Source organism: Pseudomonas tohonis (genome assembly GCF_012767755.2).
GTDB lineage: Bacteria > Pseudomonadota > Gammaproteobacteria > Pseudomonadales > Pseudomonadaceae > Metapseudomonas > Metapseudomonas tohonis.
The window spans coordinates 894,875-919,540 of the sequence record NZ_AP023189.1 but is presented as its reverse complement, the minus strand read 5'-3'; the positions used below and the strand labels follow the sequence as shown (position 1 = coordinate 919,540).

The following is a 24,666-nucleotide window of genomic DNA, read 5'->3' as shown; positions in this document are numbered from 1 at the left end:
GCTCGGCAGCGCTGGGCCCCGCTGCGCTCGGCACCCAGCTACGCATGCTTCACCACCTCGAGGAGGGTGATGGGCAATGCCGAGCGCCAGGTGTCGAAGCCACCCAGGGGCTGGGCCTGGGCGATGGCGATGCGGGTCAGCTCGCCGCCATGGGCGTCGCGGAAGGCCACCAGCACCGCCTCGCTCTGCAGGGTCACGGCGTTGGCCACCAGGCGGCCGCCGGGCTTGAGCCGGCCCCAGCACTGCTCCAGCACGCCGGGCTCGGTGACGCCGCCGCCGATGAACACCGCATCGGGCGCGGGCAGGCCATCGAGTGCGGCGGGGGCCTGGCCGGCCACCAGTTGCAGGCCGGGCACGCCGAGGGCGTCGCGGTTGTGGCGGATATGCCCCTGGCGGCCTTCGTCGGCCTCGACGGCGATGGCACGGCAGCCCGGGTGGGCACGCATCCACTCGATGCCGATGGAGCCGCTGCCGGCACCCACGTCCCAGAGCAGTTGCCCCGGTCGCGGCGCCAGGCGCGCGAGGGTGATGGCGCGCACGTCGCGCTTGGTCAGTTGGCCGTCGTGGCGGTAGGCGTCGTCCGGCAGGCCGCAGGTCAGCGGCAGGTGGCGGGCCTGCTCGCCGGCACGGCAGTCGATGGCGACCAGGTTGAGGGCCGCGACCCGGGTGGCGGACCAGTCGCCGGCGACGCCGTCGATGCGCCGTTCGGCCGGGCCGCCCAGGTGTTCCAGCACGGTCATGGCGCTGGGCCCGAAGCCCCTCTCGGCCAGCAGCGCGGCGATGGCGGCAGGGCTGTCGCCGTCATTGCTCAGCACCAGCAGGCGGGCGCCGTCATGCAGATGCAGGTTGAGCGCCGCCAACGGACGCGCCACCAGGGAGACCAGCGTGGCGTCCTGCAACGGCCAGCCCAGGCGCGCGGCGGCGAGGGAGGCGGACGAGGGGGCCGGCAGTACGCGCAGCTCCTCGGCGGGCAGCTGCCGTGCAAGGCTGGCCCCCACGCCGAACAGCATCGGGTCGCCGCTGGCCAGCACGCACACCGGCGCGCCACGACGCTGCAGCAACGGCTCCAGGGTGAAGGGGCTGGGCCAGGCGCTGCGCCGGGCGCGGATGCAGCGGGGCAGCAATTCCAGCTGGCGCGGCGCGCCCACCACCTCCTCGGCGGCCAGCAGGGCATGGCGCGCGGCCTTGCCCAGGCCGGCGTAGCCGTCCTCGCCTATCCCCACCAGCGTCAGCCAGGGCTGCATGCAGTTTTCCTCGTATCCGACCGTGCCGCGTCCATTGGGCATCCGACAACCAGCCGCATCCCACAGCCGTGCAAAGCGGGCATAATAGCGCCCTTCACCGGTTGCCGGAGCGCCCACTGCGCCCGGCCTAAGAGGGAACACGGTCAAAGCCGTGGCTGCCCCCGCAACTGTATGCAGCGAGTCCTCGCGATCCGTGCCACTGGGAAACCGGGAAGGCCGCGACGGATACCGACCTGCCAGCCAGGAGACCTGCCGGTGACACCAGTCGCGTGTGCACGCATCGAGCGGGGTGTCTCGGTGCCAGGGTTCCCTTGCGGGGGGACACGGTCGCCGCGGCAACTGACCCGGTGACCACGGTGAACCACGCTCCCTCCAGCGCTCCATCCGTCCGCCCCTCGGCCTGCCCGGGGCTGCTGCGCATCGTCCCGGCGAAGGACGGCGGCATCTGCCGCATCAAGCTGCCCTGCGGCCGCCTGCAAGCCGGTGCCGCCGAGGCCCTGGCGCTGGCCGCCCACGGGTATTCCGGCGGCGTGCTGGAGGCCACCAACCGCGCCAACCTGCAGATCCGTGGCGTGCATCCGGGCCGCGAACAGGCGCTGATCGCCGAGCTGCTGGCCATCGGCCTGGGCGCCGCGACGCCGGGTGCGGACGATGTGCGCAACCTGATGGTCAGCCCCGCCGCCGGGCTCGACCCGAGCGCGCTGCAGGACGTCCGTCCGCTGGCCACGCGCCTGCTGGCCCTGCTGGAGGACAACCCGCGCTTCCACGCGCTCTCGCCCAAGTTCGCCCTGCTGCTGGACGGCGGCGAGGGCCTGGCGATGCTCGACCACCCCAACGACATCTGGCTGGCCGCCATGGAGCCCGGCAAGGACGGCCTGTTCGCCTTTGGCCTGGCCGGCTGTCCGCCCCGGGAGGCCAGCGACCCGCCCGCCCTGGCGGCGGTGCCCGGCGCCCGGGTGCCGGCCCTGGTGGAAGCGCTGCTCGAGCTCTTCCTCGAACGGGCCGCGCCGCAGCAGGCGCGCATGCGCGACCTGCTCGGCAGCCTCGGCGCCGATCAGCTGCTGGCCGAGCTGCGCCAGCGCCTGCCCTTCCCCCTGCTGGACGCCGGTGGCTGGCGCCGCGCCGCCACCGACCTGCGCCCCATCGGCGTGCTGCCGCAGGCGCAGGCCGGGCTGTGGCTGGTCGGCGCACTCCCGCCCCTGGGGCGCCTGCAGGCGGGCCAGTTGCTGGCCCTCGCCGAACTGGCCCGGCGCCACGGCGACGGCAGCCTGCACGTGACGCCCTGGCAATCCGTGCTGCTGCCCAACGTGCCGGAACGGGAAACCGCCCCGCTGCTGGCCGGGCTCGCCGCCCTGGGCCTGTGCACCGAGGCCGACGCGCCACTGGCGCGCCTCCAGGCCTGCACCGGGTCGGCCGGCTGCGCCAAGGGCCTGGCCGACACCAAGGCCGACGCCCTGACCCTCGCCGCCACACTGCCCGACGGCGCGCGGGTGCACCTGTGCGGCTGCCCGCGCTCCTGCGCCGCCGCCCATGTGGCGCCGCTGACCCTGCTGGCCACGGGCGACGGCCACTACGACCTCTATCGACGCGACGACGGCGCCGGTGGCTTCGGCCGCCCGCTGGCGCGCGACCTGGACATACACGCGGCGGCCGCCTGGCTGGCCGCCGCGCCTGACAGCTGGAGCTCCACCGAATGATCGATTACATCCGCGATGGTCAGGAGATCTATCGCCATTCCTTCTCCATCATCCGCGCCGAGGCGGACCTCTCCGCCATCCCGCCGGACCTGGAGAAGCTCGCCGTGCGCGTGATCCACGCCTGCGGCATGGTCGACGTGGTGCAGGACCTGCGCTTCTCCCCCGGCGCCGGTGCCGCCGGCCGCGCGGCCATCGCCGCCGGCGCGCCGATCCTCTGCGACGCGCGCATGGTGGCCGAGGGCGTGACCCGTGCGCGCCTGCCGGCGAACAACGAGGTGATCTGCACCCTCAACGACGCCAGCGTGCCGGAGCTCGCCCGCACGCTGGGCAACACCCGCTCGGCGGTGGCCCTGGAACACTGGCGGGAACGCCTGGAAGGCAGCGTGGTGGTGATCGGCAATGCCCCCACCGCGCTCTTCTACCTGCTGGAGATGCTCGACGCCGGCGCGCCGAAGCCGGCGCTGATCCTCGGCTTCCCGGTGGGCTTCGTCGGCGCGGCGGAATCCAAGGACATGCTCGCCGCCGACAGCCGTGGCGTGCCCTACGTGATCGTGCGCGGGCGCCGTGGCGGCAGCGCGATGGCCGCAGCGGCGATCAACGCCCTGGCCACGGAGGTGGAGTGATGGGTGCACAGGAACGCGCCGGCAAGGGCCGCCTGATCGGCCTGGGCGTCGGCCCCGGCGACCCCGAGCTGATCACCCTCAAGGCCCTGCGCCTGCTGCAGTCGGCCCCGGTGGTCGGCTACTTCGTGGCCAAGGCGAAGGCCAACCTGGGCCAGGGCGGCAATGCCTTCGGCATCATCGAGCAGCACCTGGTGGAGTCGCAGCAGCGCATGCCGCTGGTCTACCCGGTGACCACCGAGAAGCTGGAGCCGCCGCTGTCCTACGAGGATGTGATCAGCGACTTCTACGACACCGCCGCCGAGCAGGTCGCCCAGCACCTGGAGGCCGGGCGCGACGTGGCGGTGATCTGCGAGGGCGACCCGTTCTTCTACGGCTCCTACATGTACCTGCACGACCGCCTGGCCGGGCGCTACGAAGCCGAGGTGGTGCCGGGCGTGTGCTCCATGCTGGGCAGCGCCGCGGTGCTCGGCCTGCCGCTGGTGTACCGCAACCAGAGCCTGTCGGTGCTCTCCGGCGTGCTGCCGGAGGATGAACTGAAGGCGCGCCTGGCGGACGCCGAGGCGGCGGTGGTGATGAAGCTCGGGCGCAACTTCGACAAGGTGCGCCGGGTGCTCGGCGAGCTGGGCCTGGACGGCCGCGCCCATTACGTGGAGCGCGCCACCATGAGCAACCAGCGCATCCTGCCGCTGCATGAGGTGGACCCGATGGCCTCGCCCTACTTCTCGATGATCCTGGTCCCCGGCCAGAAGTGGAGAGGCTGATGGACCCACGCAAGGCCCCGGCCATCCTGCTGCTCGGCAGCGGCGGCCTGCCCGTCGCCCGGCGCATCCAGGCGCTTTATCCACAGGCACGCGTGCTCGGCCTGGCCGGGCGCGTCGAGGGTGCCGACGCGACCTACGCCGAGTTCGGCGAGACCTTGCGCGGGCTCTACCGCGACGACAGGCCGATCATCGCCCTGTGCGCGGCCGGCATACTCATCCGCAGCCTTGCCGCGCAGCTGGCCGGCAAGGGCGCCGAGCCGCCGGTGCTGGCGGTGGCCGAGGACGGCAGCGCCGTGGTGCCGCTGCTGGGCGGGCTCGGCGGGGTCAACCGCATGGCCCGCGAGATCGCCGCGCAGCTGGAAGTGGCCCCGGCCATCACCACCAGCGGCGAGCTGCGCTTCGGCACCTGCCTGCTGGAACCGCCAGCGGGTTATGCCCTGGCCGATATCGAGCAGGGCAAGCGCTTCGTCTCCGACCTGCTGGGCGGCGAGTCCGTCCGCGTCGAGGGCGAGGCGCCCTGGCTGGAGGCGGCCAACCTGCCCCTGGCGGATCAGGCCCGGCGGGTCATCCATGTCACCGCCGAGCAGCGCGTGGACGCCCGCGACGAGCTGCTGATCCACCCCCGCGTGGTGGCTGCGCGCATCGACGGTGATGCGGATGCAGCCGGCGTGCGCCAGGCCCTGGCCACCGCCGGGCTGGCCAGTGGCGCCCTCGCCTGCCTGTTGGCCGCCCCCGCACGCATGACCGATGCCGCGCTGGCCAGCTGCGCCGACGAACTCGGCGTGCCGCTGCGCTTCGTGGTCGACGAGACGGCGCTGCCGCCCCTGCACCAGCACCTTTCGGGCATCCGCCTGTACCGCGCCGCGCAGCCGCTGGAGGTGGAGCGCATCGGCCGGCGCCGTGGCCGCCTGACGGTGGTGGGCCTGGGCCCGGGCGCCGCCGAGTTCATGGTGCCGGCCACCCGCCGCGCCCTGGACGAGGCCGAGGACCTGCTGGGCTACGAAACCTACATCCGCATGGCCGGGCCCTTCCGCCCGGAGCAGGTGCTGCACTGCACCGACAACCGCGAGGAACTGCAACGCGCCCGCCACGCCTTCGAGCTGGCCGCCAGCGGCCGTCGGGTGGTGGTGGTGTCCTCGGGCGACCCGGGCGTGTTCGCCATGGCCGCCGCCGTGCTCGAAGCCCTGGACGACAACCGCGACCCACGCTGGCTGCAGGTGGAGCTGCAGGTGTTCCCCGGCGTCTCCGCCGCCCTGGCCACCGCCGCCAAGGCCGGCGCCCCCCTGGGCCACGATTTCTGCCTGATCTCGCTCTCGGACAACCTCAAGCCCTGGGAAGTGATCGAGCAGCGCCTGGACCACGCCGGCGCCGCCGACCTGGCCATGGCCTTCTACAACCCCATCTCCAGGGCGCGCCCCTGGCAGCTGGCGCGCGCCCTGGAAATCGTCGCGCGCCACCGCCGCCCGGAAACCGTGGTCGTGCTGGGCCGTGACATCGGTCGCCCGGCGGAAGCGCTGACCCTCACCAGCCTCGGCGAGCTGCGCCCGGAGCAGGTGGACATGCGCACCCTGGTGATCATCGGCTCGTCCCTCACCCGGCGCATTCCCCGCCCCGACGGCCAGGACTGGGTGTACACGCCGCGCTGGTATCGCTGAGGCGACACCCGCGCCTGGCAGGGGCCGACGGGGACGGGCGGTTCGGCATGACCGGCCGCCCCTTTCCTGCACGCCGACGTTGCAAATCCCCGCGCGCATCAAGAAAATGCGACTAATTTTCATTTGCTACCGATTCTTCGGTGACCCCATGCCGTCGTCCCACCTCAGCGTGCAACGCCTCTACAGCGACCATCACGGCTGGCTGAAGAACTGGCTGCGCGGCCGCCTCGGCAACGCCGCCGATGCCGCCGACCTGGCGCAGGACACCTTCCTGCGCCTGCTCGCCCGCCGCGAGCAGCTGGAGATCGCCACCCCGCGCGCCTTCCTGCGCACCATCGCGCGGGGGCTAGTGATCGACCACTGGCGCCGCGAGGAACTGGAGCGCGCCTACAGGGAGTCCCTCGCCCTGCTGCCCGAAGCGGCGACGCCGAGCCTGGAGGAGCGCGAGCTGATCCTCGAGCTGCTGGAGAGCATCGCGCGCCTGCTCGATGGCCTGAAGCCGAAGGTGCGCACCGCCTTCCTGCTGGCCCAGTGCGAGGGCCTGACCCACGCCCAGGTGGCCGAGCGCATGGGCATTTCCCTGCGCTCGGTGGAACGCCATGTCGCCGATGCCCTGTTCCACTGCTACCAGCTGCGGTTCGCCGAATGAGCGCGTCACGCCAGGCCGATGCACAGGTGGTGCGCCAGGCCATCCACTGGCTGGTGCGCCTGCGTTCCGCCGCGGGCGATGCCGAGCTGCAGCGCGCCTGCGACCACTGGCGTGCCGCCCACCAGGACCACGAGCAGGCCTGGCAGCGCGTGCAGGTATTGGACGATGAGCTCTCCAGCACGCTGAAAGCGGTGCCCGGCGCCGGCACGGTGATGCAGACCCTGGAAACCTCGACGCAGCGCCTGCGTCGCCGCCAGGCCCTGAAGCTGCTGTCGGCGGCCATGGTCAGCGGTTCCGCCCTGTGGCTGGCCCGCGACCTGACGCCCTGGCCGCGCCTGACCGCCGACTACGGCACCGCCGTCGGCGAGCGTCGCCGCGTGGCGCTGGCCGACGGCACGCGCCTGCACCTGAACACCGACAGCGCGGTGGACCTGCGCTTCGACCAGCGCCAGCGCCTGGTGCTCCTAGAGCGTGGCGAGATCCTCGTCGACGGCAGCCATGACGCCACGACGGGCGTCCCGCGCCCCCTGCGCGTGCGCACCCGCCACGGCCTGTTCGAGACCCTGGGCGGCCGCTTCGTGGTGCGCCAGGAGCAGGCCGCCACCCGCCTGAGCGTCACCGAGGGCACGGTGAGCATCGCCCCGCTGGCCGGCACCGGCGCTGTGGTGGCCGGTGCCGGCCAGCGCTTCGAAGTCGGCGAGTACGCCGCCCGAGCGCTGGAGGCGCCGGACATGGACGCGGCCGCCTGGGCCGACGGGTTGATCGTCACCCGAGGCATGCGCCTGGCCGACTTCCTCGCCGAAGTCTCGCGCTACCGCAACGGCCGCCTGGCCTGCAGCGAGTCCATCGCCGACCTGCGCCTCTCCGGCGTGTACCGCCTGGACGACACCGACAAGCTGCTGGAACTGCTGACCCGCACGCTGCCGGTGGAGGTGCACTACCGCACGCGCTGGTGGGTGACGGTGCAGGCCAGGGTTTGACTGCAAGCAGCCTGGTGCAAAAGCGGGCGAATGAATTCGCCCCTACAGGTGGCAGGCGCGCCGAGGGGCTCGAAACTTTTTTGGCGGGTTTTTCCGCAACGTCCGGCAAGGGGAATGAATCCCATTAACCTTTGCCTTTCACGGAAGCCTTCATGACCGCACCTCGCGCCTCCCGTCTCGCTCTTGCCGTTCGCGGCGCCCTGCTCTCCGCCGCACTGGCCGCCCCGCTGCTGGGCGCGCCGGCCTTCGCCGAGGAAGCCACGAGCGCCGCCAGCCGCAGCTATGCGATCCCCGCCGGGCCGCTGGACGAGGTGCTCAACCGCTTCGCCCGCGAAGCCGGGATCAATCTCTCCGCCACCCCGGAGCAGACCCGTGGCCTGCGATCCCCGGGCTTGAACGGCGCCTGGTCGGTGGACGGCGCGCTGGGCCGCCTGCTCGGCGACACGCCGTTGCAGGCCGAGAACCTGGGCGGTGGCAGCTACGTGCTGCGTGAGGTGAAGACCCAGGGCGCGCTGGAGGTGCCCTCGACCCAGGTGTTCGCCCTGGGCAATGCGCTGGGCAGCGAGGAGGGCTACCTGGCCACCCACAGCCAGATCGCCACCAAGACCAGCAAGGCGCTGCTGGAAACCTCGCAGACCGTCTCGGTGGTGACCCGCGAGCAGATCGACGACCAGGGCTCCAAGAGCGTGCAGCAGGCGGTGCGCTACACGCCCGGCATCTTCACCGGCCAGGTGGGCGCCTCGAACCGCTACGACTACATCGTGATGCGCGGCTTCGCCGACAACAGCGTGGACAACGTCTTCCTGGACGGCCTGAAGACCATGGGCGACAGCGGCACCTACAGCTCGCTGCAGGTGGACCCGTACTTCCTCGAACGCATCGACGTGCTCAAGGGGCCGTCCTCGGTGCTCTACGGCCGCAGCCTGCCGGGGGGCCTGGTGGCGCTGACCAGCAAGAAGCCGCTCTACGAGGACTACCACCAGGTGCAGGCCAGCGTGGGCAACATGGGCCAGAAGGGCATGGGCTTCGATTTCAGCGGCCCGCTGGACGAGGACAAGCGCATCGCCTATCGCCTGGTGGGCCTGGGCGAGGGCTCCGACACCCAGTACGACCACATCAAGGAGGAGCGCTATGCCATCGCGCCGACCCTGTCCATCGACTTCAGCGAAGACACCAGCCTGACCCTGCAGAGCTACCTGCAACACGACCCGAACGGCGGCTACCACGGCGGCGTACCGGCCGAGGGCACCCTGTACCAGCGTGGCGGCCAGCGCATCGGCCGCGACTTCTTCGACGGCGAGCCGGACCTGGAAGCCTTCGACCGCACCCAGCGCATGTTCGGCTACCAGCTGGAGCACCGCTTCGATGACGTGTGGACGGCGCGGCAGAGCTTCCGCTACCTCAGTTCCGACGTGAGCATGCAGCAGGCGTACGCCTACGGCTGGGCCTCGCCCACCGAGCTGAACCGCTACTACACCGATGCCACCGAGGACCTGAAGGCCTACATCGTCGACAACATGGTCCAGGCCGAATTCGACACCGGCGCCCTGCGCCATACGCTGCTGATGGGCCTGGACTACCAGAAGCGCAAGACCGACGTGACCTGGGGCTCCGCCGCCCTCGCACCGATCGATGCCTTCAACCCGGTGTACGGCAACGATGCCCTGGTGGGCTACGGCCAGACGGAGCACGACCGCCGCCTGGAGCAGACCGGCCTCTACCTGCAGGACCTGGTCGACCTCGGCCAGTGGCGCTTCTCCATCGGCCTGCGCGAGGACTGGGTCGAGGTCTCGGACAAGAACCTGAGCGCCGGCAGCAAGTCGGACGAGCGCCGCAGCAAGTTCACCGGGCGCCTCGGCGCGCTGTACCTGTTCGACAACGGCGTGGCGCCGTACCTCAGCTATTCCGAATCCTTCAACCCCAACGCCTATTCGGACCAGGCCGGCAAGCCCCTGGAACCCACCGAGGGCAAGCAATGGGAGGCCGGGGTGAAGTTCCAGCCGGTGGGCAGCGACAGCCTGTACACCGCCTCGCTGTTCCATATCGTCCAGCAGAACGTCGCCTCCAAGCTGCCGCAGCAGGACTGGTACACCCCGGTGGGCGAAGTGCGCTCCCAGGGCCTGGAGCTGGAAGCCAACACCCAGGTGACCCAGAACCTCAAGGTGCTGGCCAGCTACACCTTCACCGACATCACCTATTCCAAGTCGCTGGACGGCACCCAGGGCAACACGCCGAACCAGGCACCGCGCCACATGGCGTCCATCTGGGGCGAGTACGGCTTCGACGCCGGCGCCCTGGACGGCCTGCGCACCGGCCTCGGCGCGCGCTACGTCGGCCAGAGCTGGGCGGACAGGGCCAACACCCTGCACGTGCCCTCCTACACCCTGATCGACGCGCTGGTCGGTTATGACCTGGGCAAAGTGGGGCTGCCGGGCATGGACATCAGCCTGAACGCCAACAACCTGCTGGACGAGGATTACATCGCCTCCTGCTACAGCCTGGATTTCTGCTACTTCGGCGAGCAGCGCAACGTCACCGCCACCCTCAGCTACCAGTTCTGACCGGTGCCTGGACGGGGCCGCCACCGGGGCGGCCCCGTTCATGTGCGTGACAGACTTATCCACAGGAAAGCGCCCATGCGCCCCCTTATCGTCCTGCTGCACCGCTACCTCGGCCTGGCCACCGCGCTGTTCCTCGCCCTCGCCGGGCTCACCGGCAGCGTGCTGGCCTTCCAGCACGAGATCGACGAATGGCTGAACCCGGCCTTCTACCACGCGCCCGCGCAGGGGCCGCTGCTGTCGCCGGGCGAGCTGGTGCAGCGCATCGAGGGCGCCGAGCCGCGCCTGCAGGTCTGGTACATGGAGGTCCCGGACGAAGCCGGCCACGCCGCGCTGATGGCGGCGGTGCCGCGTACCGACCCGGCCACCGGCGCGCCCTACGACCTGCACCACCGGGTGATCTACCTGGACCCGGTGAGCGGCGCCGAGCTGGGCATGCGCCAGTGGGGCGCCTGCTGCCTGCAGGCGCAGAACGTCATCCCCTTCCTGCTGGAGTTCCACTACAACCTGGCGCTGCCGGGCAACTGGGGGCTGATCCTGATGGGGCTGGTGGCGATCCTCTGGGTCATCGACTGCTTCGCCGGCGCCTGGCTGACCCTGCCCCGTGGCCGGCCCTTCCTGAAGAAATGGTGGACGGCCTGGACGCTGAAGCGCGGCGCCGGACACTACCGGCGCACCCTCGACCTGCACCGCGCCGGCGGGCTCTGGCTGTGGCTGCTGCTCCTGCCGGTGGCGGTGAGCAGCGTGGCGATGAACCTGCCGGAGCAGGTGTTCAAGCCGGTGGTGTCGCTGTTCTCCGAGGCGCCGCCGAGCACCTACCAGCAGCGCAGCCAGATGCCCCGCGAGGCACTGGGGGAGACGCGCCTGGACTACCAGCAGGTGTACACGCTGGCGCAGGCGGAAGGCGCGCGGCAGGGCATCGAGGGGGCGATCGGCGAGCTGTACTACAGCGTCGAGTACAACTTCTTCGGGGCGGGATTCGGGGGCCACGATGCCAACCCGATGGACAAGTCCTGGCTGTTCTTCCACGGCACCGACGGCCGCCTGATCGGCGAGGAGATCGCCGGGCGCGGCACGCCGGGTGAACGTTTCTACCGGCTACAGGCGCCGATCCACGGCGGGCGCATCGCGGGGTTGCCGGGGCGCATCGTGATCGCGCTGCTGGGGGTGGCCATCGCCGGGCTGAGCGTCACCGGCGTGGTCATCTGGTGGCGCAAGCGGCAGGCCCGGCGCGCCAGCGCGGCCCGCGCCCGCGAGGGGCGGCGAGCCGCTTCCGGTCAGAACTTGTAGCTCAGGCCGAGGGCGGTGCTTTCGTTGTTCGTGTCACGACTGGGCAGGTTGGAGTCCTTGTCCTTGTGCTCGTAGCTGAGGGTCATCACCAGGTCCTTGGTGAGTTTGTGACCGAGGGTGACGATGTGCTTGGTCTCGTCCTCTTCCTTGCCGGAAGGGTCGTGCTCGAAGTCGGTGTGACGGCGGCTGTAGGCGACGCTGGCGAAGCTGTCCCAGGGCAGCTTGCGGGCGTAGCTGATCTTCCAGCCTTGCTGCTCCTTGTCCTTGTTGCGCGTGTCGTTGTCTTCCACCTTGGGCGAGTAGCTGAGGTCGAAGCTGTCCTTGCCGGTGGGCTTGAAGCGGGTGCCGACCTTGAAGGTGTCGACGTCGATGTCCAGCGGGCTGTCGTTTTCCAGGCCACGGTTCTCGTAGTTGTAGCGGCTGTACAGCTCCAGTACGCGGTTCAGCTTGTGGCTGGCGCCCAGGGACCAGATGGTGCTGGAGAGGTCGTACTGGTGGTCCTTGTAGAGCTGCAGGTAGGTGACGGTGGCGTTGATCTTCAGGCGCCAGGCCGGGATGACGAAGGTGGGGCCGGTGGAGACCGCCCAGGTCTGCCGGTTGAGTTCGTCGCGGTCGTCCTGGCGGGCCTGGGCGATGTTGGCGCCGAGGTTCCAGCGGCTGCCACGGTCGTCGAAGCCGTAGCCGTAGCGCAGGCTGCCGGAGGCCTGCCAGCGGTTGTCGTGGACGGTGGACTTGGGCTTGGCGACCGGGGTGGGCGCGGTGTCGTCGTCTTCCTCGCCGTCGTCGGCCAGGTCGTCTTCGTCCAGGTCGATGTCGTCGAGCAGGTCGTCGAGGCTGTCGTCGTCCTCGAAGGCCATGTCGTCCATGTCCTCGTCGTCTTCGTCATCGAACGAGGGGTCCTGGGTCATGCCGGCGCTGGCGTTGGCGGTGTCGGTGTCATGCACCCGGGCCACGGCGACGCGGCCGCCGAAGGTGTGGGTCTTGAGCTTCCTGGCGATGCGCTTGGCCAGCTTGGCGCCTTCCCTGGCCTCCGCGGAGTCGGGGACGTCCTGCTTGAGCCGCGCCAGCTCGGCCTTGGCGGCCGGGTAGTCGAGGGCGTCGGCATGGACCTTGGCCAGGGCCAGGCGCGCGCGGGGGTGGCTGGCGCTCAGGCCCGGGTCGGCGAGGATGGCGCGGTACTGCTCGGCGGCACTGCCGAGCAGGCCCCAGCGGGCGCTGTTTTCCGCGTCACGGGCGAGGGTCTGGTAGGGGCTGGCGATGCTGCACAGGGGCAGGCCGGCCAGAAGCAGAACGGCGGTCAATCCGTTGAGTCGCATGGTGGGTTCCGGGAAGGCGGTCGATGGAGTGGTGGGCAAGCCTATAGAGGCGGTTTTCCAGCGTCCAGAGCCTGGCCTGAATGTGATGCTGCATTCACAAAGTCCCGCCCCACGGGGGCTGCAGGCTGATCTCACAGGCCAAAGGCCGGCTGTGGACAACCGGGTCGCCGAGGGTCGTTTCCTCCTTCAGAAACGAAAAAGGCGCAGCCGGGGGGCTGCGCCTTTGTCTGTGCCGAACGGCTCGACTCAGAACGGGATGTCGTCGTCGAAGCTGTCGTAGTCCGGGGCCGGCTGGGCGGCGGGCTGGGGAGCCGGACGCTGTTCGCGCGGGGCGGACTGTTGCGGCTCGCGCTGCGGACGCGGGGCGCGGGGCGCGGAGTCGCCATCGTTGCCGGGACGGCCGCCGAGCAGCTGCATCTGGCCGTTGATGTCGACGACGATCTCGGTGGTGTAGCGCTTGACGCCGTCCTTTTCCCATTCGCGGGTGCGCAGGGTGCCTTCGACATAGACCTGCGAGCCCTTGCGCAGGTACTCGCCGGCGATCTCGGCGAGGCGGCCGAAGAACACCACGCGGTGCCACTCGGTGCGTTCCTGCTGCTGGCCGGTCTGCTTGTCCTTCCAGCTTTCGCTGGTGGCCAGGGTGACGTTGGTCACGGCGTTGCCGTTGGGCATGTAGCGGACTTCGGGATCGCCGCCGACGTTGCCAACCAGAATGACTTTGTTAACCCCACGGGCCATAACGTTCTCCTAGGCTTCAGCACGTTCGGGCGCCGCGTTGATCAGGCGCTCCAGGGACGTGCGGTCCAATTGTTCGGTATCCAACTTGATATAGATGGCGCCTTCTTCGGCCACCACTACGGCATCCGCCACTCCGGGCGTTGCCAGCAATCGCGCCACCAGACCGGCATCGCCGATGGCCGCTGCCGACAAGGGCAGGCGCAGGCTGGTGACATACGGAGGCTCGCGCATAGTAACAGCAATGGCGAGCCAAATCGCACAGATGGCAGCGCATCCGATGAACACGACGGACAGGCCGCCGTGCTGGAACATGAAGCCGCCGAGGATGCCGCCAAGGGCCGCGCCGAGGAACTGGCTGGTGGAGTAGACGCCCATGGCGGTGCCCTTGCCGCCGGCCGGGGCGACCTTGCTGATCAGCGACGGCAGCGAGGCTTCCAGCAGGTTGAAGGCGGTGAAGAAGACGATGGTGCCGATGACCAGCGCCTGCAGGGTGTCGCCGAAGGCCCAGAAGAACAGTTCGCAGGCCAGCAGCACGCTGACGGCACCGAGCAGCACGTTCTTCATCCGGCGTTTTTTCTCGCCATAGATGATGAAGGGCACCATGCCGAAGAAGCCCACCAGCAGCGCGGTCAGGTAGACCCACCAGTGCTGCTCCTTGGGCAGGCCGGCCTTCTCCACCAGCGCCAGCGGCAGCGCGACGAAGCTGGCCATGAGCACGGCGTGCAGGGCGAGGATGCCGAAGTCCAGGCGCAGCAGGTCGGGGTGCCTGAGGGTGGGCAGCAGCGCCTGGCGGGCGACGCCGGATTCGCGGTGCTGCAGCGGGTGGTCGGCACGCGGCACCACCAGGGCGATGATGACGATGCCCACCAGGGCCATCACGGCGGTCACCCAGAACAGCCCGGAGAGGCCGAAGGCGCGGGTGACCAGGGGGCCGACCACCATGGCGACGGCGAAGGACACGCCGATGCTCATGCCGATCATGGCCATGGCCTTGGTGCGGTGCTGCTCGCGGGTGAGGTCGGAGAGCAGCGCCATGACCGCGGCGGAGATGGCACCGGCGCCCTGCAACACGCGGCCGGCGATGACGCCCCAGATGGAGTCGGCGTTGGCGGCGAGCACCGCGCCGGCGGCGAAGATCAGCAGGCCGATATAGATGACCGGCAGGCGGCCGATGCGGTCGGAGACGATGCCGAAGGGGATCTGCAGCACCGCCTGGGTCAGGCCGTAGGCGCCGATGGCCAAGCCGATCAGCGCGGGCGTGGCGCCGGCCAGGTCCTGCCCGTAGGTGGCCAGGACCGGCAGCACCATGAACATGCCGAGCATGCGGAAAGCGAACACCAGGGCGAGGCCACTGGCCGCTCGGGTCTCGCGACCGCTCATGCGTTCGGAATGGGAGTCGTGCATAGATTCCTCATGGGAAACGGATACGGGGAAATGCGTCGTGCCCCTCGGCGGCGCACGCACCCGACCCTGGGTGCCCGGCCTGTGCCGGCGCCAAAAAATGTCGCGCATTCTAGCAGTCCCGGCGGTCTACAGCACAGCCGCGCGCCTTTGCCGCAGAGTGGGCGCGAGCCGTATAATCGCGGGTTTCCGCATGCCAAGCGAGGCTGCAGTGGACAAGATCCTGATCCGTGGGGCACGGACCCACAACCTGAAGAATGTCGATCTCACCCTGCCACGCGACAAGCTGATCGTGATCACCGGCCTGTCCGGTTCCGGCAAGTCGTCGCTGGCCTTCGACACGCTCTACGCCGAGGGCCAGCGCCGCTACGTGGAGTCGCTGTCGGCCTATGCCCGGCAGTTCCTGTCGATGATGGAAAAACCCGATGTCGACACCATCGAGGGCCTGTCGCCGGCCATCTCCATCGAGCAGAAGTCCACGTCGCACAACCCACGCTCCACCGTGGGCACCATCACCGAGATCTACGACTACCTGCGCCTGCTCTACGCCCGCGCCGGTACGCCGCGCTGCCCGGACCACGACGTGCCGCTGGAGGCGCAGACCGTCAGCCAGATGGTGGACCAGGTGCTGGCGCTGCCCGAGGGCCGCAAGCTGATGCTCCTGGCGCCGGTGATCCGCGAGCGCAAGGGCGAACACCTTGCCGTGTTCGACGAGCTGCGCGCCCAGGGCTTCGTGCGGGCACGGGTCAACGGCCGCATCTACGAGATGGACGAACTGCCCAAGCTGGACAAGCAGAAGAAGCACTCCATCGATGTGGTGGTGGACCGCTTCAAGGTCCGCGCGGACCTGCAGCAGCGCCTGGCGGAATCCTTCGAGACGGCGATCAACCTCGCCGACGGTATCGCGCTGGTGGCGCCGATGGACGACGAGCCGGGCGAGGAAGTGATTTTCTCCGCGCGCTTCGCCTGCCCCCATTGCGGCCACTCCATCAGCGAGCTGGAACCCAAGCTGTTCTCCTTCAACAACCCGGCTGGCGCCTGTCCCACCTGCGACGGCCTGGGCGTGAAGCAGTTCTTCGACGCCAAGCGCCTGGTCAATGGCGAGCTGACCCTGGCCGAGGGTGCGATCCGCGGTTGGGACCGGCGCAACGTCTATTACTTCCAGATGCTCGGCTCCCTGGCCGCGCACTACGGCTTCAGCCTGGAGAAGCCCTTCGACGAGCTGCCGGCCGAGGACCAGAAGGCGATCCTCTTCGGCAGCGGCCGAGAGGACGTGGACTTCCGCTACCTCAATGACCGTGGCGACATCGTCAAGCGCTCGCACCCGTTCGAGGGGATCATCCCCAACCTGGAGCGCCGCTACCGCGAGACCGAGTCGAACACGGTGCGCGAGGAGCTGGCCAAGTTCCTCAGCACCCAGCCCTGCCCGGACTGCCGGGGCACCCGCCTGCGCCGCGAGGCGCGCCATGTGTGGGTGGGCGAGAAGACACTGCCGGCGGTGACCGGCCTGCCGGTGGGCGATGCCGCCGATTATTTCGGCGACCTGAGCCTGCCCGGGCGCAAGGGCGAGATCGCCGACAAGATCCTCAAGGAGATCCGCGAGCGCCTGCAGTTCCTGGTCAACGTCGGCCTGGACTACCTGACCCTGGATCGCAGCGCCGACACCCTCTCCGGTGGCGAGGCGCAGCGCATCCGCCTGGCCAGCCAGATCGGCGCCGGCCTGGTGGGGGTGATGTACATCCTCGACGAGCCCTCGATCGGCCTGCACCAGCGGGACAACGAGCGCCTGCTGGCCACCCTCACCCACCTGCGCAACATCGGCAACACGGTGATAGTGGTGGAGCACGACGAGGACGCCATCCGCCTCGCCGACTATGTGGTCGACATCGGCCCGGGCGCCGGCGTACATGGCGGCCGGATCGTCGCCGAGGGCACGCCGGACGAGGTGATGTCGCACCCCGACTCGCTGACCGGCAAGTACCTGTCGGGCCGGGTGAAGATCGCCGTGCCGGCCAAGCGCACCCCGCGCGACAAGAAGAAGTCGCTGCTGCTCAAGGGCGCGCGTGGCAACAACCTGCAGAACGTCAACCTGGAGATCCCGGTCGGGTTGCTGACCTGCATCACCGGCGTGTCGGGATCGGGCAAGTCGACGCTGATCAACAACACCCTGTTCCCCATCACCGCCACCGCGCTGAACGGTGCCACGACGCTGGAGGCGGCACCGCACGACAGCTTTGACGGCCTGCAGCATCTGGACAAGGTGGTGGACATCGACCAGAGCCCCATCGGTCGGACGCCGCGTTCCAACCCGGCGACCTATACCGGGCTGTTCACGCCGATCCGCGAGCTGTTCGCCGGCGTGGCGGAGTCGCGCTCCCGTGGCTACGGGCCGGGGCGCTTCTCCTTCAACGTGAAGGGCGGCCGCTGTGAGGCCTGCCAGGGCGACGGCGTGATCAAGGTGGAGATGCACTTCCTGCCGGACATCTATGTGCCCTGCGATGTGTGCAAGGGAAAACGCTACAACCGCGAGACCCTGGAAGTCCGCTACAAGGGCAAGAGCATCACCGAGGTGCTGGACATGACGATCGAGGAGGCGCGCGAGTTCTTCGACGCCGTCCCGGCCATCGCCCGCAAGCTGCAGACGCTGATGGACGTGGGGCTCTCCTACATCCGCCTGGGGCAGTCGGCGACCACGCTGTCCGGTGGCGAGGCGCAGCGGGTGAAGCTGTCCCGCGAGCTGTCCAAGCGCGACACGGGCAAGACGCTGTACATCCTCGACGAGCCGACCACGGGCCTGCACTTCGCGGACATCCAGCAGCTGCTGGACGTGCTGCACCGCCTGCGCGACCACGGCAACACGGTGGTGGTGATCGAACACAACCTGGACGTGATCAAGACGGCCGACTGGCTGGTGGACCTGGGCCCCGAGGGCGGTTCCAAGGGCGGCCAGATCATCGCCACCGGCACGCCGGAAGACGTGGCGAAGATGAAGCAGTCCCACACGGGGCACTTCCTCAAGCCGCTGCTGGAGCGTGATCGCGCCTGAGGGTACGGCAGCAACGAAAGAGCCCCGGCACCGTGAAGGTGGCCGGGGCTTTTTCATGCCTGGATGAAGCGGGCCTGCGTATCGGAGGCCCGCCGTCGGTCAGCCGAGCTGGACGCCCAGCGCCTTGGCGATGCCCTCGCCGTAGGCCGCGTCGGCCTTGAAGAAGTACTGCAGCTGGCGCTGCACCACATCCTCGCTGACACCGGCCATCGCGCCGGCGATGTTGCTGATCAGCAACGCCTTCTGCTCGGCACTCATCAGGCGGAACAGCGCACCGGCATGGCTGTAGTAGTCGCTGTCCTCGCGGTGGTCGTGACGGGCAGCGGCACCTCTCAGCACCAACGGTGGCTCGGCGTACTCGGGCGCCTGCTTGGGCGCATTCGCGTAGCTGTTGGGCTCGTAGTTGGGCGCCGCGCCACCGTTGCTACCGAACGCCATGGCGCCATCGCGCTGGTAGCTGTTCACCGGCGAGCGCGGCGCGTTCACCGGCAGTTGCTGGTGGTTGGTGCCCACGCGGTAGCGGTGCGCATCGGCGTAGGCGAATACGCGGCCTTGCAGCATGCGGTCCGGCGACAGGCCGACGCCGGGAACCATGTTGCTCGGGCCGAAGGTGGCCTGCTCGACCTCGGCGAAGTAGTTGAGCGGGTTGCGGTTGAGCTCGAGCTCGCCCACTTCGATCAGCGGGTATTCCTTTTGCGACCAGGTCTTGGTGACGTCGAAGGGGTTCTCATGATGAGCCTCGGCCTGGGCCTCGCTCATGATCTGGACGCACACGCTCCACTTGGGGAACTCGCCGCGCTCGATCGCATTGAAGAGGTCGCGCTGGGCGTAATCGGGGTCGGTCCCGGCCAGGCGGGCCGCTTCGGCCGGGGCCAGGTTCTTGATCCCTTGCTTGGTCTTGTAGTGCCACTTGACCCAGTGACGCTCGCCCTGGGCGTTGATCAGGCTGTAGGTGTGGCTGCCGAAGCCGTGCATGTGACGGTAGCCGTCCGGAATGCCGCGGTCGGAGAACAGGATGGTGATCTGGTGCAGCGCCTCGGGCGAGTGCGACCAGAAGTCCCACATCATTTGCGCGCTCTTGAGGTTGCTTTGCGGGAGGCGCTTCTGGGTGTGGATGAAGTCGGGGAATTTCAGCGGATCGCGGATGAAGAACACCGGCGTGTTGTTGCCGACGATGTCCCAGTTGCCTTCCTCGGTGTAGAACTTCAGGGCGAAGCCGCGGGGGTCGCGTTCGGTATCCGCCGAGCCGCGCTCGCCACCCACGGTCGAGAAGCGCAGGAAGGTCGGGGTCTGCTTGCCGACGGCCTCGAACAGCTTGGCGCGGGTGTAGCGGGTGATGTCACGGGTGACGGTGAAGGTGCCATAGGCGCCGGAGCCCTTGGCATGGACGCGACGCTCGGGGATGTTCTCGCGGTTGAAGTGGGCAAGCTTCTCAATCAGGTGGAAGTCGTCGAGCAGCAACGGGCCACGGGGACCTGCGGAACGGGAATTCTGGTTATCGGCGACGGGGGCACCGGATGCGGTGGTCAGGTAGGTCTTCTTGTTCATCTATAACGTCCTCAACAGATAGTTTCGCGGCGAGCCAACGAGGGAGAGGATGAGGGACGAGGAAGAACAGAGCCAATGCATTAAAGGGAAACGGTCGATAGATAATATCTTTCGATCACGTAGGCCGGAAACGATGAAGTACCGGAAGGCTGCCGCTACCAGGCAACTCGCTCAGAACGAAAAACCTCGGACTCCTGAACGAAAAAACCGGGCACTAGGCCCGGTTTCTTCTTGTAGCGTACGACTTACTCGGCAGCTTCTACCGCTGCGCCGCCGACCGGACGGTCGATCAGCTCAACGTAGGCCATCGGAGCGTTGTCGCCAGCGCGGAAGCCGCACTTCAGGATGCGCAGGTAGCCGCCCTGACGGTTGGCGTAGCGCTTGCCCAGATCGTTGAACAGTTTGCCAACGATGGCTTTCGAACGAGTACGGTCGAAGGCCAGACGACGGTTGGCAACGCTGTCTTCCTTGGCCAGGGTGATCAGCGGCTCGGCAACGCGGCGCAGTTCCTTGGCTTTCGGCAGGGTGGTTTTGATCAGTTCGTGCTCGAACAGCGATACCGCCATGTTCTGGAACATGGCCTTGCGGTGTGCGCTGGTGCGGCTGAGGTGACGGCCACTTTTACGATGACGCATGGTTCAATTCCTTACCAAACTCACGTTCGGTGATTACGACGATCAGGCAGTCGCCTTGTCGTCCTTCTTAAGACTTGCCGGCGGCCAGTTGTCGAGGCGCATGCCGAGGGACAGACCACGGGAGGCCAGGACGTCCTTGATCTCGGTCAGGGACTTCTTGCCCAGGTTCGGAGTCTTCAACAGTTCCACTTCGGTGCGCTGGATCAGATCACCGATGTAGTAAATGTTCTCCGCCTTCAGGCAGTTGGCCGAACGTACGGTCAGCTCAAGATCATCAACCGGGCGCAGCAGGATCGGATCGATCTCGTCTTCCTGCTCGACTACTACGGGCTCGCTGTCACCTTTGAGGTCGACGAACGCTGCCAACTGCTGTTGCAGGATGGTAGCGGCACGACGGATGGCCTCTTCGGGGTCCAGGGTACCGTTGGTTTCCAGGTCAATAACCAGCTTGTCCAGGTTGGTACGCTGCTCGACACGGGCGTTTTCCACGACGTAGGCAACGCGACGGACCGGGCTGAACGAGGAGTCGAGCTGCAAGCGACCGATGCTGCGGCTCTCGTCTTCATCGCTCTGGCGCGCGTCAGCCGGCTCATAGCCGCGACCACGAGCCACCTTGAGCTTCATGTTCAGTGCACCGTTTTCCGCCAGGTTAGCGATCACGTGGTCGCCATTGACGATCTCGACATCATGATCCAGCTGAATATCGGCAGCAGTGACCACGCCCGAACCTTTCTTGACCAGGTTCAGCGTTACTTCGTCACGACCGTGCAGCTTGACAGCCAGACCTTTCAGGTTGAGCAGGATTTCGATGACATCTTCCTGAACACCTTCGATGGCGCTGTACTCGTGGAGTACGCCATCGATTTCGGCCTCGACTACTGCACAGCCAGGCATGGAGGACAACAGGATGCGACGCAGCGCGTTGCCCAGGGTATGGCCGAAACCGCGCTCGAGAGGCTCGAGCGTGATCTTGGCGCGGGTCGGACTGACCACCTGCACATCAATGTGGCGGGGGGTCAGGAACTCATTTACCGAACTCTGCATGGATGCACCTATTTTCTAGCCCTTACTTGGAGTAGAGCTCGACAATCAGGTTTTCGTTGATGTCGGCGGACAGATCAGTACGTGCCGGAACGCTTTTGAAAACGCCGGACTTCTTCTCGACGTCGACTTCAACCCACTCAACGCGACCGCGTTGGGCGCACAGTTCAAGGGCTTGAACGATACGCAGCTGATTCTTCGACTTCTCGCGGATGGCAACAACGTCACCAGCCTTGACTTGGAAAGACGGTACGTTGACGGTCTGACCATTCACGCTGATGGCTTTGTGCGATACCAGCTGACGGGACTCGGAGCGGGTAGCACCGAAGCCCATGCGGTACACGACGTTGTCCAGGCGGCACTCGAGGAGTTGCAGCAGGTTCTCGCCGGTAGCGCCCTTACGGCTGGCAGCTTCTTTGTAGTAACCGCTGAACTGACGCTCCAGGACACCGTAGATACGGCGCACTTTCTGCTTCTCGCGCAGCTGGGTGCCGTAGTCGGACAGGCGACCACGACGAGCGCCGTGCTGGCCGGGAGCCGATTCGATGTTGCACTTGGATTCGAGCGCGCGAGCACCACTCTTCAGGAAGAGGTCGGTGCCTTCACGACGGGACAGTTTGCATTTGGGACCAATGTAACGAGCCATTTCTCACTGTCTCCTATTACACGCGACGCTTCTTCGGCGGACGGCACCCGTTATGCGGGATGGGCGTCACGTCGGTGATGCTGGCAATCTTGTAGCCGCAGGCGTTCAGAGCACGCACAGCGGATTCGCGACCCGGGCCCGGGCCCTTGACGTTGACGTCGAGGTTCTTCAGGCCGTATTCCAGGGCAGCTTGACCAGCACGCTCAGCAGCTACCTGGGCAGCGAACGGAGTGCTTTTACGGGAGCCGCGGAAACCGGAACCACCGGAGGTGGCCCAGGACAGGGCGTTACCTTGGCGGTCAGTGATGGTCACGATGGTGTTGTTGAAAGACGCGTGGATGTGGGCGATCCCATCAACCACTGTCTTTTTGACTTTCTTACGGGGACGAGCAGCAGGCTTAGCCATGACTTAGTTCCTGTCGATTCGCGGGCGCAATTACTTGCGGATCGGCTTACGCGGGCCCTTGCGGGTACGCGCGTTGGTCTTGGTACGTTGGCCATGAACAGGCAGGCCACGACGATGACGCAGGCCGCGGTAGCAACCCAGGTCCATCAGACGCTTGATGTTCATGTTGATTTCGCGCCGCAGGTCACCTTCAGTGGTGAGCTTCGCGACTTCGCCACGCAGCTGTTCGATCTGCTCGTCAGAGAGATCCTTGATCTTTGCCGCCGGGTTGACCCCGGTGGTTGCACAGATGTTCTGTGCAGTGGTGCGACCAACACCGTAGATGTAGGTCAGCGAGATAACAGTGTGCTTGTTATCTGGAATGTTGACGCCTGCAATACGGGCCATTCAGTGAAACTCCAGTTGACAGCTACCTACGCCCCGGAAGCCAAGAAATAGGGCGCGCGATATTAACGCTGTAGAAACGAATAATCAACCCGGCAGCGCACTAGCTGCCGGGCTCATAACGCGTGAATCACACTCAGCCTTGGCGCTGTTTGTGACGCGGTTCCGCGCTGCAGATCACGCGAACAACACCTTCGCGGCGAACGATCTTGCAGTTGCGGCACAGCTTTTTCACCGATGCACGAACTTTCATCAGTAACTCCTAGAACCTTACGGAACCGGGTCAGCGGAGCATTCCGCCGCCGTAGCCCTTCAGGTTGGCTTTCTTCATCAGGGATTCGTACTGGTGCGAAACGAGGTGGGATTGCACTTGGGCCATAAAGTCCATGACAACCACAACAACGATCAGCAACGAGGTCCCGCCAAGGTAGAACGGTACGTTGGCTGCGACCACAAGGAACTGCGGAAGCAGGCAAACAGCCGTCATGTACAGAGCACCGAACATGGTCAAGCGGGTCAGTACGCCATCGATATAGCGCGCGGACTGCTCACCAGGACGGATACCCGGAATAAAGGCACCGGACTTCTTCAGGTTTTCCGCCACGTCTTTCGGATTGAACATCAACGCTGTGTAGAAGAAGCAGAAGAAAACGATCCCTGCACTAAACAGCAGAATGTTCAAGGGCTGACCGGGGGCGATCGCCTGCGAAAGGTCCTGGAGCCAGCCCATTTTATCGGACTGACCGAACCATGCCCCCAGCGACGCCGGGAACAGCAGGATGCTGCTGGCGAAGATGGCCGGGATCACGCCCGCCATGTTCACCTTGAGCGGCAGGTGGCTGGTCTGCGCAGCGAAGACCTTGCGGCCCTGCTGACGCTTGGCGTAGTGCACCGCGATGCGACGCTGGCCACGCTCAATGAACACCACGAAACCGATGATCGCTACCGCCAGCAAACCGATGGCGACGAGGGCGAAGATGTTGATATCGCCCTGGCGTGCAGACTCGAAAGACTGCCCGATCGCTCTCGGAAGACCGGCAACGATGCCTGCAAAGATCAGCATCGAGATACCGTTGCCAACACCGCGCTCCGTGATCTGCTCGCCCAGCCACATCATGAACATCGCACCAGCCACGAAGGTGGTGACGGCCACGAAGTAGAAGCCGAAATCAGTCGAGAATGCGACGCCCTGACTGGCGAGGCCGACGGACATGCCGACTGCCTGCACCAGCGCCAGGACTACAGTGCCGTAGCGGGTGTACTGGCTGATCTTGCGACGGCCAGCTTCACCTTCCTTCTTCAACTGCTCCAGCTGCGGGCTGATAGCGGTCATGAGCTGCATGATGATCGACGCCGAGATGTACGGCATGATCCCCAGTGCAAAAATGCTCATGCGCTCCAGCGCGCCGCCGGAAAACATGTTGAACAGGCTAAGAATGGTCCCCTCGTTCTGCCGGAACAGCTCGGCCAGCCGGTCTGGGTTTATCCCGGGCACTGGAATGTGCGCGCCAATCCGGTAGACGATGATCGCCAGGAACAGGAAACGCAGTCGAGCCCAGAGCTCGGATAACCCGCCATTGCTGAGCGCGGAGAGAGCACCTTGCTTAGCCATTTAGTCCTCGAACTTACCGCCAGCTGCTTCGATAGCCGCACGCGCACCCTTGGTGGCGGCGATACCTTTCAGGGTGACCGCGCGAGCAACGTCGCCCGACAGCATGATTTTCACACGCTGTACGTTCTGGTTAATCACGTTGGCATCCTTCAGCGACTGCAGAGTGACGACATCGCCTTCAACCTTGGCCAGCTCGGAAGTGCGCACTTCTGCGCGATCCATGGCCTTCAGGGAAACGAAGCCGAACTTCGGCAGACGACGATGCAGCGGCTGCTGGCCGCCCTCGAAGCCCGGAGCGATGGTGCCACCGGAGCGGGAGGTCTGACCTTTGTGACCACGGCCACCAGTCTTGCCCAAGCCGCTGCCGATACCACGGCCCGGACGGTGCTTCTCGCGACGGGCACCCGGCGCGGAACGCAGATCGTTCAGTTTCATG

At 67.2% G+C, this 24,666-nt stretch carries 22 protein-coding genes and 1 riboswitch; of the genes, 9 read left to right on the top strand and 13 right to left on the bottom strand.

Features of this window, described 5'->3' with window-relative positions:
* Positions 1 to 38 precede the first annotated feature (38 nt).
* Positions 39 to 1,244, bottom strand: a complete 1,206-nt coding sequence (gene cbiE, locus HSX14_RS04250) for a precorrin-6y C5,15-methyltransferase (decarboxylating) subunit CbiE (protein WP_173178845.1) — start codon at positions 1,242 to 1,244, stop codon at positions 39 to 41.
* A gap of 81 nt (positions 1,245 to 1,325) precedes the next feature.
* A riboswitch (cobalamin riboswitch) is annotated at positions 1,326 to 1,515 on the top strand.
* Positions 1,516 to 1,591: 76 nt separating this feature from the next.
* Between cbiE and cobG the strand changes: the two genes are divergently transcribed.
* The 8 genes from cobG (at position 1,592) to HSX14_RS04210 (ending at position 11,457) form a co-directional block, all read left to right on the top strand.
* A complete protein-coding gene (cobG, locus tag HSX14_RS04245) occupies positions 1,592 to 2,941 on the top strand; it encodes a precorrin-3B synthase (protein WP_173178844.1) in 1,350 nt (449 codons plus the stop codon).
* Entirely contained in the window at positions 2,938 to 3,564 is a 627-nt protein-coding gene (locus tag HSX14_RS04240; RefSeq protein ID WP_173178843.1) for a precorrin-8X methylmutase, read from the top strand. The genes cobG and HSX14_RS04240 overlap by 4 nt, the downstream gene beginning before the upstream one ends.
* Positions 3,564 to 4,325, top strand: a complete 762-nt coding sequence (locus HSX14_RS04235) for a precorrin-2 C(20)-methyltransferase (RefSeq protein WP_173178842.1) — start codon at positions 3,564 to 3,566, stop codon at positions 4,323 to 4,325. The genes HSX14_RS04240 and HSX14_RS04235 overlap by 1 nt, the downstream gene beginning before the upstream one ends.
* Positions 4,325 to 5,980, top strand: a complete 1,656-nt coding sequence (cobJ, locus tag HSX14_RS04230; RefSeq protein ID WP_173178841.1) for a precorrin-3B C(17)-methyltransferase — start codon at positions 4,325 to 4,327, stop codon at positions 5,978 to 5,980. The genes HSX14_RS04235 and cobJ overlap by 1 nt, the downstream gene beginning before the upstream one ends.
* A gap of 148 nt (positions 5,981 to 6,128) precedes the next feature.
* Positions 6,129 to 6,629 (top strand): sigma-70 family RNA polymerase sigma factor, encoded by a 501-nt coding sequence (locus HSX14_RS04225; protein ID WP_173178840.1) that lies wholly within the window; start codon positions 6,129 to 6,131, stop codon positions 6,627 to 6,629.
* Positions 6,626 to 7,609: a FecR domain-containing protein gene (locus tag HSX14_RS04220; protein ID WP_173178839.1), complete on the top strand. Its 984-nt coding sequence runs from the start codon at positions 6,626 to 6,628 to the stop codon at positions 7,607 to 7,609. Before HSX14_RS04225 ends, HSX14_RS04220 begins: the two co-directional genes overlap by 4 nt.
* 152 nt (positions 7,610 to 7,761) lie before the next feature.
* On the top strand, positions 7,762 to 10,170 hold the full coding sequence (locus HSX14_RS04215; RefSeq protein WP_173178838.1) for a TonB-dependent siderophore receptor: 2,409 nt from the start codon (positions 7,762 to 7,764) through the stop codon (positions 10,168 to 10,170).
* A gap of 75 nt (positions 10,171 to 10,245) precedes the next feature.
* Complete coding sequence (locus HSX14_RS04210; RefSeq protein ID WP_173178837.1) at positions 10,246 to 11,457, top strand: PepSY-associated TM helix domain-containing protein; 1,212 nt, start codon at positions 10,246 to 10,248, stop codon at positions 11,455 to 11,457.
* Here the strand turns inward: HSX14_RS04210 and HSX14_RS04205 are convergent.
* From HSX14_RS04205 to HSX14_RS04195, 3 genes are all read right to left on the bottom strand, one after another.
* Positions 11,445 to 12,773: a hypothetical protein gene (locus HSX14_RS04205; protein WP_173178836.1), complete on the bottom strand. Its 1,329-nt coding sequence runs from the start codon at positions 12,771 to 12,773 to the stop codon at positions 11,445 to 11,447. The genes HSX14_RS04210 and HSX14_RS04205 overlap by 13 nt on opposite strands.
* Before the next feature lie 246 nt (positions 12,774 to 13,019).
* Positions 13,020 to 13,511, bottom strand: a complete 492-nt coding sequence (locus HSX14_RS04200; protein WP_173178835.1) for a single-stranded DNA-binding protein — start codon at positions 13,509 to 13,511, stop codon at positions 13,020 to 13,022.
* A gap of 9 nt (positions 13,512 to 13,520) precedes the next feature.
* Complete coding sequence (locus HSX14_RS04195; RefSeq protein WP_173178834.1) at positions 13,521 to 14,915, bottom strand: MFS transporter; 1,395 nt, start codon at positions 14,913 to 14,915, stop codon at positions 13,521 to 13,523.
* 208 nt (positions 14,916 to 15,123) lie between these two features.
* On the opposite strand from HSX14_RS04195, the gene uvrA reads away from it, so the two are divergent.
* Positions 15,124 to 17,958 (top strand): excinuclease ABC subunit UvrA, encoded by a 2,835-nt coding sequence (gene uvrA / locus HSX14_RS04190; RefSeq protein ID WP_173178833.1) that lies wholly within the window; start codon positions 15,124 to 15,126, stop codon positions 17,956 to 17,958.
* Between the two features lie 99 nt (positions 17,959 to 18,057).
* Here uvrA and HSX14_RS04185 read toward each other — a convergent pair whose 3' ends face one another.
* The 9 genes from HSX14_RS04185 to rplO form a co-directional block, all read right to left on the bottom strand.
* Positions 18,058 to 19,506 (bottom strand): catalase, encoded by a 1,449-nt coding sequence (locus HSX14_RS04185; RefSeq protein WP_173178832.1) that lies wholly within the window; start codon positions 19,504 to 19,506, stop codon positions 18,058 to 18,060.
* Positions 19,507 to 19,751: 245 nt separating this feature from the next.
* Positions 19,752 to 20,141: a 50S ribosomal protein L17 gene (rplQ, locus tag HSX14_RS04180; protein ID WP_021219611.1), complete on the bottom strand. Its 390-nt coding sequence runs from the start codon at positions 20,139 to 20,141 to the stop codon at positions 19,752 to 19,754.
* A gap of 42 nt (positions 20,142 to 20,183) precedes the next feature.
* Entirely contained in the window at positions 20,184 to 21,185 is a 1,002-nt protein-coding gene (locus HSX14_RS04175; protein WP_021219610.1) for a DNA-directed RNA polymerase subunit alpha, read from the bottom strand.
* Between the two features lie 22 nt (positions 21,186 to 21,207).
* Positions 21,208 to 21,828, bottom strand: a complete 621-nt coding sequence (gene rpsD, locus HSX14_RS04170) for a 30S ribosomal protein S4 (protein ID WP_111261948.1) — start codon at positions 21,826 to 21,828, stop codon at positions 21,208 to 21,210.
* Positions 21,829 to 21,844: 16 nt separating this feature from the next.
* Positions 21,845 to 22,234: a 30S ribosomal protein S11 gene (gene rpsK, locus HSX14_RS04165; RefSeq protein WP_003093689.1), complete on the bottom strand. Its 390-nt coding sequence runs from the start codon at positions 22,232 to 22,234 to the stop codon at positions 21,845 to 21,847.
* Between the two features lie 30 nt (positions 22,235 to 22,264).
* Positions 22,265 to 22,621 (bottom strand): 30S ribosomal protein S13, encoded by a 357-nt coding sequence (gene rpsM / locus HSX14_RS04160; protein ID WP_111261949.1) that lies wholly within the window; start codon positions 22,619 to 22,621, stop codon positions 22,265 to 22,267.
* 133 nt (positions 22,622 to 22,754) lie between these two features.
* On the bottom strand, positions 22,755 to 22,871 hold the full coding sequence (rpmJ, locus tag HSX14_RS04155; RefSeq protein WP_014854209.1) for a 50S ribosomal protein L36: 117 nt from the start codon (positions 22,869 to 22,871) through the stop codon (positions 22,755 to 22,757).
* Positions 22,872 to 22,901: 30 nt separating this feature from the next.
* Positions 22,902 to 24,230 (bottom strand): preprotein translocase subunit SecY, encoded by a 1,329-nt coding sequence (gene secY / locus HSX14_RS04150; RefSeq protein WP_111261950.1) that lies wholly within the window; start codon positions 24,228 to 24,230, stop codon positions 22,902 to 22,904.
* Positions 24,231 to 24,665, bottom strand: a complete 435-nt coding sequence (rplO, locus tag HSX14_RS04145; RefSeq protein ID WP_173178831.1) for a 50S ribosomal protein L15 — start codon at positions 24,663 to 24,665, stop codon at positions 24,231 to 24,233. It lies immediately after the preceding gene.
* Position 24,666: the final 1 nt, after the last annotated feature.

What these genes read in the sequence shown, in the direction of transcription:
- HSX14_RS04215 (WP_173178838.1), top strand. Translation starts at nt 7,762, where the DNA reads ATGACCGCACCTCGCGCCTCCCGTCTCGCTCTTGCCGTTCGCGGCGCC.
- HSX14_RS04200 (WP_173178835.1), bottom strand. Translation starts at nt 13,511, where the DNA reads ATGGCCCGTGGGGTTAACAAAGTCATTCTGGTTGGCAACGTCGGCGGC.
- secY (WP_111261950.1), bottom strand. Translation starts at nt 24,230, where the DNA reads ATGGCTAAGCAAGGTGCTCTCTCCGCGCTCAGCAATGGCGGGTTATCC.
- cbiE (WP_173178845.1), bottom strand. Translation starts at nt 1,244, where the DNA reads ATGCAGCCCTGGCTGACGCTGGTGGGGATAGGCGAGGACGGCTACGCC.
- HSX14_RS04195 (WP_173178834.1), bottom strand. Translation starts at nt 14,915, where the DNA reads ATGCACGACTCCCATTCCGAACGCATGAGCGGTCGCGAGACCCGAGCG.
- HSX14_RS04235 (WP_173178842.1), top strand. Translation starts at nt 3,564, where the DNA reads ATGGGTGCACAGGAACGCGCCGGCAAGGGCCGCCTGATCGGCCTGGGC.
- rpmJ (WP_014854209.1), bottom strand. Translation starts at nt 22,871, where the DNA reads ATGAAAGTTCGTGCATCGGTGAAAAAGCTGTGCCGCAACTGCAAGATC.
- HSX14_RS04210 (WP_173178837.1), top strand. Translation starts at nt 10,246, where the DNA reads ATGCGCCCCCTTATCGTCCTGCTGCACCGCTACCTCGGCCTGGCCACC.
- rplO (WP_173178831.1), bottom strand. Translation starts at nt 24,665, where the DNA reads ATGAAACTGAACGATCTGCGTTCCGCGCCGGGTGCCCGTCGCGAGAAG.
- rpsM (WP_111261949.1), bottom strand. Translation starts at nt 22,621, where the DNA reads ATGGCCCGTATTGCAGGCGTCAACATTCCAGATAACAAGCACACTGTT.
- HSX14_RS04205 (WP_173178836.1), bottom strand. Translation starts at nt 12,773, where the DNA reads ATGCGACTCAACGGATTGACCGCCGTTCTGCTTCTGGCCGGCCTGCCC.
- HSX14_RS04175 (WP_021219610.1), bottom strand. Translation starts at nt 21,185, where the DNA reads ATGCAGAGTTCGGTAAATGAGTTCCTGACCCCCCGCCACATTGATGTG.
- HSX14_RS04220 (WP_173178839.1), top strand. Translation starts at nt 6,626, where the DNA reads ATGAGCGCGTCACGCCAGGCCGATGCACAGGTGGTGCGCCAGGCCATC.
- HSX14_RS04225 (WP_173178840.1), top strand. Translation starts at nt 6,129, where the DNA reads ATGCCGTCGTCCCACCTCAGCGTGCAACGCCTCTACAGCGACCATCAC.
- cobJ (WP_173178841.1), top strand. Translation starts at nt 4,325, where the DNA reads ATGGACCCACGCAAGGCCCCGGCCATCCTGCTGCTCGGCAGCGGCGGC.
- rpsD (WP_111261948.1), bottom strand. Translation starts at nt 21,828, where the DNA reads ATGGCTCGTTACATTGGTCCCAAATGCAAACTGTCCCGTCGTGAAGGC.
- rplQ (WP_021219611.1), bottom strand. Translation starts at nt 20,141, where the DNA reads ATGCGTCATCGTAAAAGTGGCCGTCACCTCAGCCGCACCAGCGCACAC.
- HSX14_RS04185 (WP_173178832.1), bottom strand. Translation starts at nt 19,506, where the DNA reads ATGAACAAGAAGACCTACCTGACCACCGCATCCGGTGCCCCCGTCGCC.
- HSX14_RS04240 (WP_173178843.1), top strand. Translation starts at nt 2,938, where the DNA reads ATGATCGATTACATCCGCGATGGTCAGGAGATCTATCGCCATTCCTTC.
- rpsK (WP_003093689.1), bottom strand. Translation starts at nt 22,234, where the DNA reads ATGGCTAAGCCTGCTGCTCGTCCCCGTAAGAAAGTCAAAAAGACAGTG.